The 16,519-nt window shown below is 67.6% G+C and carries 14 protein-coding genes; 8 read left to right on the top strand and 6 right to left on the bottom strand.

The features are described 5' to 3' along the window. The 3 genes from TX88_RS15690 to TX88_RS15680 form a co-directional block, all read left to right on the top strand. Positions 1 to 348 (top strand): DUF1990 domain-containing protein (locus TX88_RS15690; RefSeq protein ID WP_044518005.1); only part of this gene is annotated, 348 nt, incomplete at its 5' end. Between the two features lie 82 nt (positions 349 to 430). Continuing rightward, entirely contained in the window at positions 431 to 2,917 is a 2,487-nt protein-coding gene (locus tag TX88_RS15685; protein ID WP_044518003.1) for a glycogen/starch/alpha-glucan phosphorylase, read from the top strand. Between the two features lie 14 nt (positions 2,918 to 2,931). Further along, the gene (locus TX88_RS15680) at positions 2,932 to 3,996 is read left to right on the top strand and encodes an NAD(P)H-dependent amine dehydrogenase family protein (RefSeq protein ID WP_044518001.1); all 1,065 of its coding nucleotides are present in this window, start codon (positions 2,932 to 2,934) and stop codon (positions 3,994 to 3,996) included. Between the two features lie 9 nt (positions 3,997 to 4,005). Here TX88_RS15680 and TX88_RS15675 read toward each other — a convergent pair whose 3' ends face one another. From TX88_RS15675 to TX88_RS15665, 3 genes are read right to left on the bottom strand one after another with little or no spacing between them, the layout of a single operon-like run. Then, complete coding sequence (locus TX88_RS15675) at positions 4,006 to 4,806, bottom strand: SDR family NAD(P)-dependent oxidoreductase (protein WP_044518000.1); 801 nt, start codon at positions 4,804 to 4,806, stop codon at positions 4,006 to 4,008. A gap of 11 nt (positions 4,807 to 4,817) precedes the next feature. Further along, positions 4,818 to 6,092 carry an NtaA/DmoA family FMN-dependent monooxygenase gene (locus tag TX88_RS15670; RefSeq protein ID WP_044519449.1) on the bottom strand — a complete coding sequence of 425 codons (1,275 nt, stop codon included), beginning with the start codon at positions 6,090 to 6,092 and terminating at the stop codon, positions 4,818 to 4,820. Between the two features lie 32 nt (positions 6,093 to 6,124). Continuing rightward, positions 6,125 to 7,084, bottom strand: coding sequence for an LLM class oxidoreductase (locus TX88_RS15665; RefSeq protein WP_049924977.1), 960 nt, complete (start codon positions 7,082 to 7,084; stop codon positions 6,125 to 6,127). 163 nt (positions 7,085 to 7,247) lie between these two features. On the opposite strand from TX88_RS15665, the gene TX88_RS15660 reads away from it, so the two are divergent. From TX88_RS15660 to TX88_RS15640, 5 genes are read left to right on the top strand one after another with little or no spacing between them, the layout of a single operon-like run. Beyond that, entirely contained in the window at positions 7,248 to 8,207 is a 960-nt protein-coding gene (locus TX88_RS15660) for an ABC transporter permease (RefSeq protein WP_244438432.1), read from the top strand. After that, entirely contained in the window at positions 8,204 to 9,052 is an 849-nt protein-coding gene (locus tag TX88_RS15655; protein WP_084621921.1) for an ABC transporter permease, read from the top strand. Before TX88_RS15660 ends, TX88_RS15655 begins: the two co-directional genes overlap by 4 nt. A gap of 2 nt (positions 9,053 to 9,054) precedes the next feature. Then, positions 9,055 to 10,653, top strand: a complete 1,599-nt coding sequence (locus TX88_RS15650) for a dipeptide ABC transporter ATP-binding protein (protein ID WP_044517998.1) — start codon at positions 9,055 to 9,057, stop codon at positions 10,651 to 10,653. Between the two features lie 2 nt (positions 10,654 to 10,655). Further along, the gene (locus TX88_RS15645; protein ID WP_084622011.1) at positions 10,656 to 12,281 is read left to right on the top strand and encodes an ABC transporter substrate-binding protein; all 1,626 of its coding nucleotides are present in this window, start codon (positions 10,656 to 10,658) and stop codon (positions 12,279 to 12,281) included. 5 nt (positions 12,282 to 12,286) lie between these two features. Beyond that, positions 12,287 to 13,501 carry an acyl-CoA dehydrogenase family protein gene (locus tag TX88_RS15640; RefSeq protein ID WP_044517995.1) on the top strand — a complete coding sequence of 405 codons (1,215 nt, stop codon included), beginning with the start codon at positions 12,287 to 12,289 and terminating at the stop codon, positions 13,499 to 13,501. 67 nt (positions 13,502 to 13,568) lie between these two features. Here TX88_RS15640 and TX88_RS15635 read toward each other — a convergent pair whose 3' ends face one another. Genes TX88_RS15635 through TX88_RS15625 form a run of 3 tightly spaced genes read right to left on the bottom strand, consistent with a single transcriptional unit; the run spans position 13,569 to position 16,352 of the window. Beyond that, positions 13,569 to 14,366 (bottom strand): NADPH-dependent oxidoreductase, encoded by a 798-nt coding sequence (locus TX88_RS15635; protein WP_044517993.1) that lies wholly within the window; start codon positions 14,364 to 14,366, stop codon positions 13,569 to 13,571. Further along, on the bottom strand, positions 14,363 to 15,382 hold the full coding sequence (locus tag TX88_RS15630) for an aldo/keto reductase (protein ID WP_044517992.1): 1,020 nt from the start codon (positions 15,380 to 15,382) through the stop codon (positions 14,363 to 14,365). Before TX88_RS15630 ends, TX88_RS15635 begins: the two co-directional genes overlap by 4 nt. Before the next feature lie 16 nt (positions 15,383 to 15,398). After that, entirely contained in the window at positions 15,399 to 16,352 is a 954-nt protein-coding gene (locus tag TX88_RS15625) for a TauD/TfdA dioxygenase family protein (protein ID WP_044517990.1), read from the bottom strand. Positions 16,353 to 16,519: the final 167 nt, after the last annotated feature.

Raw genomic sequence — 16,519 nt, 5'->3', positions numbered from 1 at the left:
CTGCGGTGGGGCATGCAGCGCGGCGCGGGCCTGCGGGTGCAGGCCACCGCCGAGGCCGCGGCGGTGGGCACCGAGCTGGTGGTCCGGATCGGTCCCGTTCCGGCGCCGTGCCGGGTGATCTATGTGCTCGACGAACCCGACCGCCGCGGGTTCGCCTACGGCACTCTGGCCGGCCATCCCGAATCCGGCGAGGAGTTGTTCTCGGTCCGCTACGACCCGGCGACGGACACGGTGCACGCCGAGGTGGTCGCGTTCTCCCGGCCTGCCACCTGGTGGAGCCGGCTGGGCGGACCGGTGACGCTGTTGCTCCAAAAGGTGATGACCCGCCGCTATCTCACCGGCATCTGACGTGCCCTGGGTCTGTCCGCGCTTCATCTGCCGGACGTCCGAAGCAGGGTTGGTGTGCACCTGACGGTGCGAGATTGCAGCGATGACCGATGTCGCGTTGAGCTCGTCCACTGATGAACACAGCCGCACCGGGTTGTCGGCCGACGCACTGCGCCGCGCCATCGCCGACCACCTGAGGTATTCGATCGGCCGCCCGGCTTCGGTGTTGACTCCCGAGCACTACTACCGGGCGCTGTCGCTGGCCGTCCGCGACCGCATGCAACAGCGGTGGATCGCCAGCACCCAGACCTTCATCGACCTGTCGCGCAAGGTGACCTGCTATCTGTCGGCCGAGTTCCTGATGGGCCCGCAGCTCGGCAACAACCTGCTCAACCTGCAGATCGAATCGGCCGCCCGAGAGGCGCTGGCCGCGTTGGGCCAGGACCTCGACGAAGTCCTCACCTGCGAACAGGAGCCCGGGCTGGGCAACGGTGGCCTGGGCCGCCTGGCGGCCTGCTATCTCGACTCGCTGGCCACCCTGGAGCGGCCGGCGATCGGCTACGGCATCCGCTACGAGTTCGGCATCTTCGACCAGGAGATCCGCGACGGCTGGCAGGTGGAGAAGACCGACAACTGGCTGGTGAACGGGAACCCTTGGGAGATCGCCAAACCCGACGTGAACTACCGGGTGAATTGGGGCGGGCACACCGAGCCGTACCGGGACGCGGCGGGCGTCTACCGGGTGAGGTGGGTGCCGCAACGCACGATCAAGGGCATCTCCTACGACACTCCGATCCAGGGCTACGGCGTCAACACCTGCAACACGCTGACGCTGTGGAGCGCGCGAGCCGTCGAATCCTTCGCCCTGGACGCGTTCAACACCGGGGACTACTACCGCGCGGTCGAGGACGAGGTCACCTCCGAGACGGTGACCAAGGTGCTCTACCCCAACGACGAGCCCGAAGCAGGCAAACGGCTGCGGCTGCTGCAGCAGTACTTCTTCGTGTCCTGCTCGCTGCAGGACATTCTGCACATCCTGGAGGACCTCGCCTGCCTTCCCGTCACCGCCCTGGCCGACCAGTTCGCGTTGCAGCTCAACGACACTCACCCATCGATCGGTGTGGCCGAGCTGATGCGCCTGCTCATCGACGAGCGACAGCTCGGCTGGGACGAGGCCTGGGCGATCACGGTGGCGGCCTTCGGCTACACCAACCACACCCTGCTGCCGGAGGCACTGGAGACCTGGCCGCTGGCGTTGTTCGCCGAGTCCCTCCCCCGGCATCTGGAGATCATCTTCGAGATCAACCGGCGCTTCCTCGAGGAGGTCCGGACCGCGTTCCCCGGCGACGAGGACCGGGTCAGGCGGATGTCGCTGATCGGTGAGGAGGGCGGCAAGACCGTGCGGATGGCACACCTGGCCACCGTGGGCAGCCATGCCGTCAACGGTGTCGCGGCGCTGCACTCCGAGCTACTCAAATCCAGTGTGCTCAAGGACTTCTACGAGTTGTGGCCGCACCGGTTCTCGAACAAGACCAACGGGGTGACGCCGCGCCGGTTCGTGGCCCTGTCCAATCCGGGCCTGCGGGGTCTGCTCGACGAGACCGTGGGTGACGGCTGGCTGACCGATCTCAACCGGTTGCGCGAGCTGGAGCCGTTCGCCGACGACGCGGTGTTCCGAGGCCGCTGGCGCGCGGTGAAGCGCGCGAACAAGGTGCGACTGTCCGGTTTCGTGCGCGCCACCACCGGCGTCGAGCTCGACCCGGACTGGCTGTTCGATGTCCAGGTCAAGCGCATCCACGAGTACAAGCGTCAGCACCTCAACGTCCTGCACATCATCGCGCTGTACCACCGGCTCAAGCAGGACCCGGGGCTGACCATTCCCCCGCGGGCGTTCATCTTCGGCGGCAAGGCGGCTCCCGGCTACTTCATGGCCAAACGAATCATCAAGCTGATCAACGCCGTCGGCGAGACCGTCAACGCCGATCCCGATGTCAACCGGTTCCTCAGGGTGGCGTTCGTCCCGGACTTCAACGTCCAGAATGCGGAGTTCATCTACCCGGCGGCCGATCTGTCCGAACAGGTCTCCACGGCGGGCAAGGAAGCCTCCGGCACCGGGAACATGAAGTTCATGCTCAACGGCGCCTTGACCATCGGCACCCTCGACGGAGCCAACGTCGAGATGCGCGACGAGGTGGGACCGGAGAACTTCTTCCTGTTCGGCCTGACCGAGTCCGAGGTCGAGGCCGTCAAGGCCGGCGGGTACCGGCCGGCCGACTACATCACGGCCGACGCTGAACTGTCCGCTGTGCTCGACCTGATCTCGGCCGGCCGGTTCTCCCGGGGCGACACCGAGGTGTTCCGGCCGATCGTCGACACCCTGCGCTATACCGATCCGTTCCTGGTGCTGGCCGACTACGCGTCGTACATGCAATGCCAGCAACGGGTTTCGGAGGCATGGCAGAACAGCGAAGGGTGGACGCGGATGTCGATCCTCAACACCGCCCGCAGTGGCAAGTTCTCGTCGGACCGCGCGATCACCGAGTACTGCGACGACATCTGGGGTGTGGGTCCCGTCAACGTGCGGGTGTGACTAGCCTCACCCGTATGTCATATCGGGTGATTCAGTGGGGCACCGGCGCGGTCGGGGTCGAGACACTGGCGGCGACGCTGGACGACCGTCCCGACCTCGAGCTGGTCGGGGTGCGGGTGTACTCCGACGCCAAGGACGGCGCCGACGTCGGTGAGCTACTGGGCCGGGCGCCGATCGGGGTGCGTGCCACCACCGATGTGCAGGCCATCCTCGATCTCGAGGCGGACTGCGTCGTCTACACCCCGCGCATCACGAGCCTGGATGACGTGTGCGCGCTTCTGGCCGCCGGCAAGAACGTGGTGACGACGGCGTTCCTGTTCCACCCGCGCCGGCTGCCCGAGGCCGACCGCGAGCGGCTGCTGGCGGCCTGCGCCGCGGGCGGGACGACGGTGCACGGCAGCGGCCTGAACCCCGGAAACCTGTCGGGCGCCCTGCCGTTGGTGCTGTCCGGGATGAGTCGGCGGATCGACAAGATCACCCTGCAGGAGCGCGCCGACTGGTCGGACTACGACAGCACGCACATCACCTTCGACAACATGTCGTTCGGCCGGCCCACGGACGAGATCCGCGTCGACGCCTCCGAGTTCCTGGCGTTCAACAACGAGCTGTTCACCGAACAGGTGTGGCTGCTGGCCGATGCGCTGGGCGCTGACATCGACGAGGTGACCTCGACCGTGGAGGCGGTCGCCGCCCGCCACGACCATCAGATCTTCGACCACCTGCTGGCCGCGGGAACCACTGCCGGGCAGCGGTGGAACTGGGTGGGAGTGCGCGATGGCGAACCGCTCATCGAGATCGAGACCCTGTGGACGGTGGGCAACGAGTACCCCGATCACTGGCCGAGGCCCAAGCACGGCTGGACGCTGACCATCGAGGGTGATCCGTCCATGCAGACCCACTTCTTCAGCCTGGCCAGCTTCACCCGCGAGGCCACGATGGCCGAGCACGTGCGGGCGGCCAACGTCGCCACGGCGATGCAGGTCCTCAACGCGGTGCCGGAGGTGTGTGACGCCGAACCCGGGTTCGCCACGCTCGCGACGCTGCCGCTGATCCGCAGCCACACCGGTTTTCGCCGGTAGTGACCGTGGCTATCTGACGATGGCCGAGCTGGGTTCCCGCGGTGCACCCAGCATGCCGCGGTGCGACGGCGGCACCCGTCCGCCTTCGTCGGTGATGCCGTAGCGGGTCGCGAGTTCGGCACCGATCACGGTGTGCCCGGACAGCTGCGCCAGCTCCGGATCCCGGTACAGCGCGTCGATCAGATACCCGGTGAACTCCGGGGTTTCGGCGTGCTCCGCGGTCTTGGCGAGGGCTTCGGGGTGCCCGGCGAACGCGGCCTTGAATTTCTCGGTCAGCAGGATGCCCATCCAGATGGACACCGTCGACACCCCGGTATCGGCGAAGTCGACCGCCATGTCCGCGGCCAGTTTGTCCACCCCCGCCTTCTGCGCGCCGTAGGCCGGACCGTGCATGTAGCAGACCGATCCGGGCGAAGAGGTGAACGCGATCAGGCCACGTTCAGCGGCGAGCAGCAGCGGCGCGGCGTACCAGGACGCCACGTAGGCCGAGCGCAATCCAACATCCAGCACATCGGCCAGCTCGATCGGTTTCTCCCAGAAGGGTTTCGGGTTGACCAGGTCGTCGTGGACCGCCGCGGCGTTGTTGACCAGAAGGTCCAGCCGGCCCTCCTGCTCGCCGATGCGCTCGAACAGCGCGGCCACGGCAGCGTCGTCGGAGTGGTCGAGCGGGACGGCGATGCCGCCCTCTCCCGGATCGGTCACCGTCCGTCCGGTGACATACACCCGCCAACCCGAGGCGAGCAGGGCCGCGGCGATCCCGCGGCCCGCGCCGCGGCTCGCCCCGGTGACGACGGCGATCGGGGTATCCACAGGTATCGACCTTAGGCGAGCCGGGCCCTCACCAGGGTCGGGACCCCACCGGAATGAGCACGGCCGGTGAATCTCTCGCGCAACGTCGACTCGGCGTATGCGGTACGGAACAGGCCGCGCTCCTGCAGCAGCGGCACCACCTCGTCGACGAAGATCTCCAGACCGTCGGGGAACACATCGGGCATCAGGTTGAATCCGTCGGCCGCGCCGGCCAGGAACCACCGCTCGATGGTGTCTGCGACATCGACCGGTGACCCGACGATGACGCGGTGGCCGGCCCCGCTGAATTCCCGTACGGCCTGCCTCAGCGTCAGTTCGCGGCTCTCGATCAATCGCACAACCGATTCCCGGAATCCCAGGGATGCACCGAATTTCGCCGGATCGGCGACCTCTCCCAGGAGGTGCGCGGGTACCGGTTCGTCCAACGGGTAGTCGGCCAAGTCCTCGCCGAGTACCTGCGACAGCCGCTCCAGATCGTGACCGGGCGGCAGCAGGGCATTCTGGTCGGCGAACCGCCGCTCGGCCTCGGCCCTGGTGCTGCCGATCGTGGTGATCAGGCCGGGCAGGATCTTGACGTCATGCCGCCGCCGCCCGTAGGCCACCGCGACGTCCTTCACATACCGGTAGTGGTCGATCCCGGCGCCCAGGTCGAGTTCGGCGCTGAAAACCGCGTCGCCGACGCGACCGGCGAGTTCGCGCCCCTGAGGCGATCCACCGGCCTGCACCAGCAGCGGGTAACCCTGTGGCGACGGCCCCTGCGGAAGTCCCCCCACCACGGTGAAGAACTCGCCGTGGTGATCGATTCCGCGCCCGCTGGGGTCTGCGGCGTCGCGCCACAGCGCACGGACCACGTCGACGAATTCGGCGGCCCGCCGGTACCTGACATGTCGGTCCGGATAGTCGGCGAGGCCGAAGTTCGCGCCGGCCGGCACCGAGTACGTGGTGACGATGTTCCAGGCCAGGCGGCCCCCGGAGAGCCGGTCGAGGGTGAGCAGGCGATGCGCCAGCTCGACCGGATCGTTGAAGGTAGAGGACAACGTCCCGATCAGGCCAAGGTGCTCGGTCTCGGCGGCCACCGATGCCAGGATGACGCTGGGCTCCAGGGCCTGTGACGGACGCAGCGCGGGATGCTCACGCAATGCCGGTCCGTCGGCCAGGAACAGCGCGTCCAGTTTTCCCCGCTCGGCGAGCTTGGCCATCCGCACGTAGTAGCCGGGGTCGGCGAACGCGGTCGGCGGCTCGCTGGTGCGCCGCCATGCGCCGGTGTGGATACCGAGGTTGAGCACGTTCACGTTCAGGATCAGCTGACCTGCACGGGTCACAGTCGTCCTCCCGGGTTGGGCACGGTCTCGAACACCGTCGGATTGCGGGTCAGGTCGGGCGCAACGGGTACCGGCACGCCGAGTCGCTCACGCAATGTCCCGGTCCCCTGATCGCCCAGCAGGCCCCGCTTGCGGGCGGCCGGCAGAACCTCGTGCAGGACGTGGTCCAACTCGGACGGGTCCAGCCTCAGCAGGACCCCGGATACCTCGGGGCGGCCGGCGACCCGCTGCAGCGCGGCGTCGATCGAGCCGGCCGACCTCAGCCGCACCACCACCTTGCCGGTCGCCGGGATCGGGTCACCGTCCTCCACGATGAGGTGGTCGGCGGCACCTGCGACACTGCCGCGAGCGAATCCGGCCTGCCGCCACACCGGGAGATCGCCCTGCACCGACCCGGGCACATTGAGCGGACCGGCGATGTCATATGCGTTGTGCACGTCGGCCCGCCGGATTCTCGACACATCGGAGAACACCCCGGTTTCCAGATCCCCCACCACCGAGTCCAGCGGCCAGGTCCGCCACAGCGCCCGCACCGCGACGACGGCGTCGTCGGTGTGCGCCGCGTCGAGGTCGGCACCGGTCCAGGTGTCGGTGGTGGCGTTGAGCGCGATGCTGTGGTCGAAGTCCAGTGCCAGCCAGCCGACCCGGCCGTGCGCGGCGTGATCCACCGAAACCAGCCTCCGGGCCAGGTTGTACGGGTGGTCCCGGTGTGCGGCGGCCGCGACCACCAACCCGAGATGACTGGTGTGCCGCGCCGCGATCGTGGCGAGCAGGGACGGGTCGAGGCCTTCTACCGTGACGTCGTTGGCCTCACCGCGGTCGGCACCGATCACCCAGTACGACACCCCGGCGCTCTCCAGCCGCCCGGCCATTCCGGCGATACCGGCAACCCCGGCATCGAGCCGGCCCAGGCCGTCGCCGGCCACCTCAACCCCAACTGTGAGTGATGCCCCCATGAGCACCACGGTGATCCAACAACCCGCTCGGGACAACGGTTGCGATCACGGATACTCCAATTGCCCACGGAGGCAACAGTTAAGTCGAACTGAACAGTCGGCTTAAAGTTCTTAAAGGTGCGAATGATTGTCCCGCCCGCGGCGCCACCTTAGCGTTCGACCGGTGTTGAACTTCACCCTGCGGCGGATCGGCCAGTCGATCATCGTGATCGTATTGGCTTACACTGCAGTGTTTTTCGTACTCAATGTGCTGCCGGGAGACCCGATCGAGCAGCAGATCTCCAATCCTGAGAACCCGATCTCCGACCAGGATGCGGAGGTGCTGCGCGACTATTACCGGCTCAGCGAACCGGCGATCGTGCAGTTCGGCGTATCGGTGGAGCGGTTGTTCACCGGGGATCTCGGATATTCGCTCAACAGCGGCCAATCGGTGGCGCGACTGATGGCGCACGCCCTGCCCTCGACGCTGGCGCTGGCCGGTGTCGCGTTCGTGCTGGCCGCACTGCTCGGCTTCGCCATCGCCTTGGCCGCGGTGTTCGCGCCCTGGTCACCGGTGCGCGAGTTCGCGCGGGTTCTGCCGCCGGCATTCCTGTCCATTCCGGTGTTCGTCACCGGACTCGTGGCTCTGCAATGGCTGTCGTTCAGCCTCGGGTGGGTATCGGCCGTCCGCGACGAGGGAATGCGGTCTACGGTCCTGGCCGCCCTGCCACTGGCGCTCCCGGTCGCAGCGCCGATCGCCCAGGTGCTGATCCAAGGCCTGAGCAACGCGGCCGGCCAGCCATATGTGGAAGTGCTGCGCGCCAAAGGACTCGACGACGGGCGCATCATCTTCGGCCATCTGGTCAAGAACGGCTCGATTCCCACCGTCACGATCGTGGCCATCACGGTCGGTGAGCTGCTGGCCGGATCGGTCATCACCGAAACGATCTTCAACCGCACCGGGATCGGCTATCTCACCGAAACAGCGGTCCGCAACCAGGACACACCGATCATCCAGGCGGTGGTCATCACGGTGTCGGTCACGTTCGTCCTGGTCAATCTCGTGGTGGATGTCATCTACCCGCTGATCGACCCACGCATCGACAGATCGACCACCACGAGAGGGGCGCTGGTACCCGCATGATCCTGACCGACGCACTGTCCGCGGTGCCCCTTCCCAGGCTGCCCCGCCGGGTCAGCGTCAATCCGTGGGACGTCCCACCGGTTTTGCTTCTGCTGCTGGTCGCCGCGATGATCGTCGCGCCCACGGCGATCGCCCCCTACGATCCGCTCCAGGAGAATCCGGATCTGCCGCTGGCCGGTCCGAGTCTCTCGCACCCGTTCGGTACCGACTACATCGGCCGCGATCTGCTCAGCCGGGTGATCGCCGGCACCGGCGCCACCATCGCCGGGTCCTTCATCGCCGTGGTGATCGGACTGCTCGTGGGAACGGTTCTCGGGCTGCTGGCGGCCTACTTCGGCCGCATCACCGACAGCATCATCGGCCGGATCATCGATGTGCTGTTGTCGATCCCGACGCTGCTGCTGTCGATAACCATCATCGTGGCCCTCGGCTTCGGCACGGTGAATGCCGCCATCGCCGTGGGCATCTCGTCCATCGCGGTATTCGCCCGACTGGCGCGATCCGAGGTGCTGGCGGTGCGAAACCTGCCTTTCGTGGAAGCCAGCGCGCACCTGGGCGCCGGGCATCTCACCCTGTTGTTCCGGCACATCCTGCCCAATTCCTACTCCTCCGTGCTGGCCCTGGCGGCGCTGCAGTTCGGCGCCGCGATCCTGGCGATCGCGTCACTGAGCTTCCTGGGCTACGGCGCGCAGCCACCCGAACCCGAATGGGGACTGCTCATCTCGGAGGGACGCAACTACATCAACTCCGCGCCGGGCCTGGTGTTCTTCCCGGCCGTGGCGATCGTGTTGACCGTGATGAGCCTGTCGCGGCTCGCCCATATCATCCGAGAGAAGGTCGGCTGAAGATGAACTCCCCTGCCCTGCTGTCGCTTTCCGGCCTGACCATCGATTACGCGGGCCGCGGTGACGTTGTTCGCGATGTCTCGTTCGACGTCGGCGCCGGTGAGGTGGTGGCCCTGGTCGGTCAGTCCGGATCCGGCAAGTCCACCATCGCGCGCGCGGTGCAGGGCCTGCTGCCAGCCAACGGCCGGATCACCGCCGGGGACATCGCCGTCGAGGGTCGCGTGGTCACGTCACTGTCGCAACGCCGGTGGCGCGAACTTCGCGGCAGCACCATCGGTTTCGTTCCGCAGGACCCGCTGGGTTCACTGGATCCCCTCAAACCGGTCGGCGACCAGATCGCCGAAGTGCTGCGGGTGCACCGGATCGCCGATCGGTCCGGTGCCCGACGGCGGGCCGTCGAACTGCTCGAGCACGTCGGGATCGCCGATGCGAGCCGCCGGGCCGGTGACTACCCGCACCAGCTCTCCGGCGGGCAGCTGCAGCGCGTGCTGATCGCGATCGCCATCGCCGGCGAACCCCGGCTGCTGATCGCCGACGAGCCCACCTCCGCACTCGATGTCACCGTGCAGCGGCGCATCCTGCAGCTGCTCGACGAGTTGCGCGCCGAGCATGGTCTCGGCGTCCTGTTCATCACCCACGACCTCGCGCTGGCCGAGCAGCACAGTGACACCGTGGTGGTGTTGCGCGACGGCGATGTGCGCGAGACCGGCCCCACCGCAAGCGTGCTCACCGCGCCACAGGACGACTACACCAGGCAGCTGATCGACGCGGCGCCCGCGCTGTCGCCGGACAAGTACGCGCACCGGCCGACAGCGGCCGCGGATGCCGAGCCGATCCTGCGGGTGGACCGGCTGGTGAAACGCTATGGCGAGACCCGTGCGCTGGACGCCGTATCGTTCGAGGTCCGGACCGGGTCGATCCATGCCCTGGTGGGTGAATCCGGCTCGGGCAAGACCACCGCGGCCCGGGTGCTGGCCGGGCTCACCGACTTCGACTCGGGCGAGGTCCGGGTGAACGGATCCCTCCGAGCCGCACAGACACCGCTGCGCACCGCGCAGCAGCGCGCGCAGGCCCGGATATTGCAGTTGGTTCACCAGAATCCCCTCGCCGCCCTCGATCCCCGGTTCACCATCGGCGAGGCGATCGCCGAGCCGTTGCGGATCAACCGCATCGGATCCCCTGCTCAGCGCCGGCTGGAGGTCACCGGGGCACTGGACCGGGTGGGGTTGCCCGCCGACCTGGCCGACCGCAAGCCGCGCGAGATCTCCGGTGGCCAGCGCCAGCGGGTGGGTCTGGCCCGGGCCCTGGTGCTGCATCCGGCGATCCTGGTGCTGGACGAGCCGACCTCCGCGCTGGACGTCCACGTGCAGGCACAGGTGGTGGACCTGCTGATCGATCTGCAACAGGAATTGGCACTGACCTACCTGTTCATCTCCCACGACCTCAGCCTGGTCCGCCAGATCGCCGACCACGTGAGTGTGCTCGAACACGGCAGGCTGGTCGAAACGGGTTCCACGGTAGATGTTTTCACCGCTCCCTCGGCGGACTACACCCGCCGCCTGCTCGACGCGGTCCCCGGCGTCCCGGCGCGTGCGGCGTGACGATGCGACGTGCGGTGGCCGCGATCCTGATCGTCGCAGGCTCGGTGAGCGCCTGCTCCGATCCCCCGTCCCCCACCCGGGCACCCGGCGCCCGGGGTGGCGACCTGACCTACCTGGACGCCGAGGCGCCCGCCTCCCTGCAGATCCAGGTCAGTTACTGGCAGAACAGCCTCCTCAAGGACCAGATGCTGGACCGCCTGGTCTACCAGGACCCCAAGACCTTCGACTTCGTGCCGTGGATCGCACAGCAGTGGACCGTCGACCCGTCCAAGCGCGTCTACGAATTCACCATCCGCGACGGAGCCAGCTACAGCAACGGCCAGCCGGTCGACGCCGAGTCGGTGCGCCGCAACCTGGAGTGGGAAGCCAACGGGGACAAAGCCAAAGGCATCACGCGCAACACCTACTTCCCGGAGGTCGACTCGATCACGGCCGACCCCGCGCGCCGCACGGTCCGCGTCACGCTGCGCAAGCCGTACGCGCCGTTCATCGCGGTGCTGTCGTTGAACACCTCGGGTCTGGTCGCCGACGCCACGATCGACGCCACCAAGGAACAGCAGTCCGTCGTCACCAACCTGATCGGGTCCGGGCCGTTCGTCGCGACCTCGGAGATCCCGGACAAGCAGATCGTGCTGTCCAAACGCCGGGGCTACAACTGGGCACCGGCGACCGCGCCGCACCAGGGTGAGGCGTATCTGGACACCGTCACCGTCATCCCGGTGACCGAGGACAGTGTCCGGGTGGGGGCGCTACGGGCCGGGCAGGCCGACGCCGTCCGCTACTCCCAGCCCCCGGATGAGCGCCTGCTGACCCGGGAGGGCTTCGACGTGCGCGGGCTGCGCACTCCCGGTCTGGCCAACACGCTCGACGTCCGCCAGACCGCGCCCTTCATGCGGGACATCAACGTACGCAAGGCGATCGGATTCGGAATCGACCGCAACGAGATCCTCCACACCCTCTACACGGACAACTGGAAACCCGCCCAGAACATCGTCACGAAGAACTTCCCCGGCTATACCGATCGCAGTGATGCGGTCCGCTTCGACCCGAACGAGGCCATCCGGCGGCTGGAAGCCTCCGGATGGACCCACGTCGACGCCGACGGCTACCGGGTCAAGGACGGCCACGAGCTGGCCGTGAAGATCTACGTGGACGTCTACGACCACACCGCCAAGCCGATGTACGAACTGATCCAGCGGCAACTGCGGCGCATCGGCATCCGGTTGGTCATCCGCCAGACCGACTTCGCCAACTATCCCACCGCCAGCATCGAGGATTCGGTGGGCCTGCGGCGTAACGGCTGGCCCACCGCCGACCCGGTGCGGTTGTGGCAGAACTACGACAGCAAGGGCGGCGATCTGTACGCCCTCGACGGCGCGGACCCGGCGATCGACCGCATGCTGCACGCCCAGATCGAAGCCACCGATCCGGCCCAGCGGCTGAAAGTGCTTGAGGAATACAACAACTACGTCATCGACAACGCGTACTCCATTCCGCTGCTCGAAGACACCCAGATTTTCGCCGTCGCCCCACGGGTGCGGGGATTCGCAAACGCGGCCAACTCGGTGCCCTGGTTCTACGACGCCTGGATCGACGACACCTCGGCCGCAACCACCGGAAAGGATTGACACCGATGACCACCGACTCGGTACTGACGGCACGTGCCGTTCCGCGGGGACAACAGCTGCAGGAGGTGCTCGACGCGATCGCCGCCGATTACCGTCGTCGCCTGGACGAGGGCGGGCACGAACCACCCGGGCACGGGCTGAACCTGGTGCGTGAGCATCGACTGGGCGCAGCACGGCTGGCAGGCGACCTCGGCGGCGGTGACTTCACCGTGCCCGAGTTCTTCGAACTGGCGATCAGACTGGCCCAGGCCGACCCCGACCTGACCCACATCCTGCGGGTGCACTACGCGACAGTCGAGGAACTGCAGCGTGTCCCGGGCAGCCCGGCCAAGGATCGGTGGCTGTCGGTGGTGGCCGAAGGTCACCTGATCGGAGGGGTGAGCTCGGAGCTGACGAGCGCCCGAGTGGGCGGGCAGGCCTATGACACCAAGCTGGTGCGCTCCGCGAACGGGCTGCGGCTGACCGGCCGCAAGTTCTACAGCACCGGCGCCCAGTTCTCCGACTACGTGCGCGCCACCGCGGAGAACGAGGACGGCGCGCCGGTCGCCGCGGTGATTCCGGCCGACCGGGCCGGCATCGTCCACGCGGACGACTGGGATGGCATCGGTCAACGCCATACCGGTAGCGGAACAACCATCTTCGAGAACGTCGCGGTGCACGACGACGAGGTGTTGCCCATCGGCACGAATGTCGGAGTGGACCGGGCGCGCGGCGCGTTGGTGCAGCTGTACCTGCACGCGATCGCGGCCGGAATCCTGAAGACTCTGACCGCCGAGGCCGCGACGCTGGTCCGTGAGCGCCACCGCACCTACACCTTTGCCACCACCGACACCCCCTCGGCCGACCCGCAGCTGCTGGAGATCGTCGGCGAGATCGACGCGGTGGCCTACACCGCCGAGGCGCTGGTGCTGCGGGCGGCGACCGAGTTGGCCCCGGCCCTGGACACCGCCCGGGTCAGCGGGATCGACGCCGGCCTGGAGGATCAGGGCGCAGTGGCCGCCGCCCGGGTCAAGGTGGCGATCGAACAGCCCGCATTACGGGCCGCCTCGCGCATCTTCGATGCCGGTGGCGCATCGTCGGTGCGGTCGGCGTCGCACCTGGACCGGCACTGGCGCAATCTTCGAACTCTCTTCTCCCACAACCCGACCGTCTACAAGGCGCGGGTGCTCGGCGATGTCGCGGTCAACGGGGCGGGGCTGCCCGACACCAGTTTCTTCTGATCACGGGTCCTACGTGCAACGAGCCGCTGAGCATTTCTGCTCAGCGGCTCGTTCGCCTGTCGCCCGGTCAGCGTGAGGGCAGGCCGAGGCGTTCCAGTTGCTCGCGCAGCCGGTGTCGCCCCGACAGCGAATGCGGGCCGGCCAGCCGGCTCAGCACCCGCTCACTCCAACTGCCCGACAGACCGTAACGGTTGTTGTAGACCGCCAGCCGTTCGTCGTAGCCGGGCAGGTGTGAATCGGCGGCCTGGGCGTCGTACCGCTCCCGGTGCAGCACCGCATCCTGGGGTAACCGCGGCTTGATTCCCGCGTTCTCCGTAGGGTCCGGGGTGCCGACCGCCAGGCCGAACGTCGCCACGGCGTGTGGCGGCAGTCCCAGCTCGGCCGCCACCTCTTCGGGGTGGTTGCGGATCGCGCCAACGAAAACCGCACCCAGCCCCAATGATTCGGCGGCCACCACCGCGTTCTGGGCGGCCAGTGCGGTGTCGACGAAACCGATGATCGTGGTCTCCAGGTAGTCCGCGCCATCCAGCGCGGCCCCCGACCGCTGCGCCAGCCGGCGCGCCCGTCCCAGATCGGCCACCCAGACCAGGAACAGCGGTGCCTCGTTGATGAACTGCTGGTTGTTGGCCAGCGTCGCCAGCCGGGCCTTGCGCTGCGGATCACGGATGGCGATCACGCTCCACGGCTGCAGATTCGAGCTGGTCGCCGCCGACTGGGCGGCGGCGACCAACGCCGAAAGTTGCTCATCGGTCACCGGTTCCGCGGTGAACTTGCGCACCGACCGATGCGCAAGCTGCAGTGCCAGCGTCTCGCTGTGCACCCCCAGCACCGCGTCGATGTCGCCGTAACGGGCGATGACGGTCACGAAGCCGCCGCCACTGGAGCCTCGACACCGAGGTGCTCCGGACGGATCGACCGATGGCCGCCGACCTGATCGGCGATGGCCTCCAGTCGACCCAGGTGTTCCGCACCGAGCTCGACCGTCAGCGCTCCGAGGTTCTCCCGCAGGAACTCCGGGTGGCGAGTTCCCGGGATCGGCACCACATCCTGGCCACGCGAGAGCACCCAGACCAGCGCGACCTGGCTGGGCCGGACACCGATCTGTGCCGCGATCTCGGTCACGGTGTCGGCCAGCGCCCGGTTGTGGTCGAACACGTCGGCACCGAAACGCGGATGACGGCTCTGTACCCCCTTGACGTCCTCGGCGCTGCGCACGCTGCCGGTCAGCCAACCGCGTCCCAACGGCGAGTAGGGCACGATGCCGATGCCGAGTTCGCGGGCGACCGGCACCGTATCGACCTCGATATCCCTGGTGAACAACGACCATTCGTTCTGAATCGCGGCGATCGGATGGACCGCGTGGGCGCGGCGCAGGGTCTGCGGACCCGGTTCGGACAGGCCGATGTGGCGGACCTTGCCCGCGGCAACCAGTTCTGCCAATGCCCCGACGGTGTCCTCGATGGGCACCTCGGGATCGACGCGGTGCTGGTAGTACAGATCGATGTGGTCCACCCCGAGGCGGCGCAGCGAACCCTCGATCGCGGTGCGGACGTATTCGGGCCGGCCGTCCAGGGCGCGCGCGTCGGGGTTGGTGTCGCGATCCAGCGCGTTGCCGAACTTCGTGGCGATGGTCAGCGCGTCACGGCGGCCCCGGATTGCCTTGCCCAGCAGGATCTCGCTGAACTCGGGGCCGTACACGTCGGCGGTATCGAACAACGTGACACCCAGATCGATCGCCTCGGCGACCAGTTCGGTCGCCTGCTTCTCGTCCTCGGCGCCGGCTGAGGTCCGAAAGCTCATGAACCCCAGCCCGATTGCGGATACGTCCGGCCCACCGGTACCCAACCGACGGTGCTCGATCGGCGTTGGTGCCTCTGTCATCAGTTGTCTTCTTTCTTCAGGATCCGAGAAATGGTTCACCGGAAACGGACTCGGAGACTCGTCCGTCGACGCCTGCGGGGACATCCCCCTCGAGGGTGACGCGGTAGAGCACCCGGTCGTAATCGAGGTGGCCGGCGTCGGCGATCGCCAGGTGCGCGGTGGCCCGGTTGTCCCAGAACGCGATGCTGCCCGGAGCCCAACGGAACCGGACCGTGTACTCGGTGCGGGTCGCCTCGTCCCACAGCAGCTTGAGGATGGCCTCGCTCTGTGTCGGTGAGTAACCCCGGATCTCGCGGGCGCCACGGGTGAAACCGGGACTGACGAACAGGGCGCGCTCCCCCGTGACCGGATGCACCCGGACGGCGGGGTGATAGGTCACCAGGTTCGCCTCGCGCACCTTGCGGTCCCGCTGGCTGCCTGCCACCGCACGGGCGTTGAACTGGTGCTTGATGTCGAGCTTGTCGGCGAAGTCACGCAGCTCCTTGGGCAGGTTCTCGTACGCCGCAACGAGATTGGTCCACGCCGTGTCACCGCCGTAGGGCGGCAGGATGTGTGCGCGCAGGATCGACGCCGCGGGCGGGTTCACCAATGCCGTGACATCGGTGTGCCAGCTGTTGTCGTACGAGGTGCGCTTGCGGCCCAGATGACGCTCATAGCGGCGGCTGTCGATCGGCAGGATCTCGGGGAACCCCTCCGGCGGCTCCTCCTCGTGCGGATGGGCCGGGGTCACCTTGCCGAAGTTCCGGGCGAACGCGATCTGTTCGGCATGGCCGATCTCCTGATCGCGGAAGAAGATCACCTTGTAGGTGTGCAGGGCGTCGCGGATCTCGTCCACGACGCCGGCCTCCAGCTCGCCGCGCAGGTCGACACCGTGGATCTCGGCGCCGATGTATCCGGCGACCGGCACGATGTCCAGACCGGTGTCGGTGAGAGGGCTGCTTTCCCTGACGTTTTCGGTGAGGTCGGTCATGTGCTGACTCCCTTGTCTTGACTCGGCGTTGGGCTGGCGAGCCGGCGGGCCGGATCTCGCACTGGTCAGCGTCGGCGTCCGGGTCGCCGCGAACAACAGTCTTTGGCTACCGGAACCTTTCAGTACGACTTAATGTCTCAGTCGGTGTCTGGATGACGCGAGAATTA

This window comes from Mycolicibacterium septicum DSM 44393 (genome assembly GCF_000455325.1).
GTDB lineage: Bacteria > Actinomycetota > Actinomycetes > Mycobacteriales > Mycobacteriaceae > Mycobacterium > Mycobacterium septicum.
The sequence above is the reverse complement of the archived record's forward strand: the minus strand, read 5'-3'. Positions and strand labels throughout refer to the sequence as shown.

Bases quoted from the DNA above. Each gene is read 5' to 3' on its own strand.
- TX88_RS15685 (WP_044518003.1), top strand. From the start codon at position 431: ATGACCGATGTCGCGTTGAGCTCGTCCACTGATGAACACAGCCGCACC.
- TX88_RS15680 (WP_044518001.1), top strand. From the start codon at position 2,932: ATGTCATATCGGGTGATTCAGTGGGGCACCGGCGCGGTCGGGGTCGAG.
- TX88_RS15665 (WP_049924977.1), bottom strand. From the start codon at position 7,084: ATGGGGGCATCACTCACAGTTGGGGTTGAGGTGGCCGGCGACGGCCTG.
- TX88_RS15655 (WP_084621921.1), top strand. From the start codon at position 8,204: ATGATCCTGACCGACGCACTGTCCGCGGTGCCCCTTCCCAGGCTGCCC.
- TX88_RS15650 (WP_044517998.1), top strand. From the start codon at position 9,055: ATGAACTCCCCTGCCCTGCTGTCGCTTTCCGGCCTGACCATCGATTAC.
- TX88_RS15645 (WP_084622011.1), top strand. From the start codon at position 10,656: ATGCGACGTGCGGTGGCCGCGATCCTGATCGTCGCAGGCTCGGTGAGC.
- TX88_RS15640 (WP_044517995.1), top strand. From the start codon at position 12,287: ATGACCACCGACTCGGTACTGACGGCACGTGCCGTTCCGCGGGGACAA.
- TX88_RS15630 (WP_044517992.1), bottom strand. From the start codon at position 15,382: ATGACAGAGGCACCAACGCCGATCGAGCACCGTCGGTTGGGTACCGGT.
- TX88_RS15625 (WP_044517990.1), bottom strand. From the start codon at position 16,352: ATGACCGACCTCACCGAAAACGTCAGGGAAAGCAGCCCTCTCACCGAC.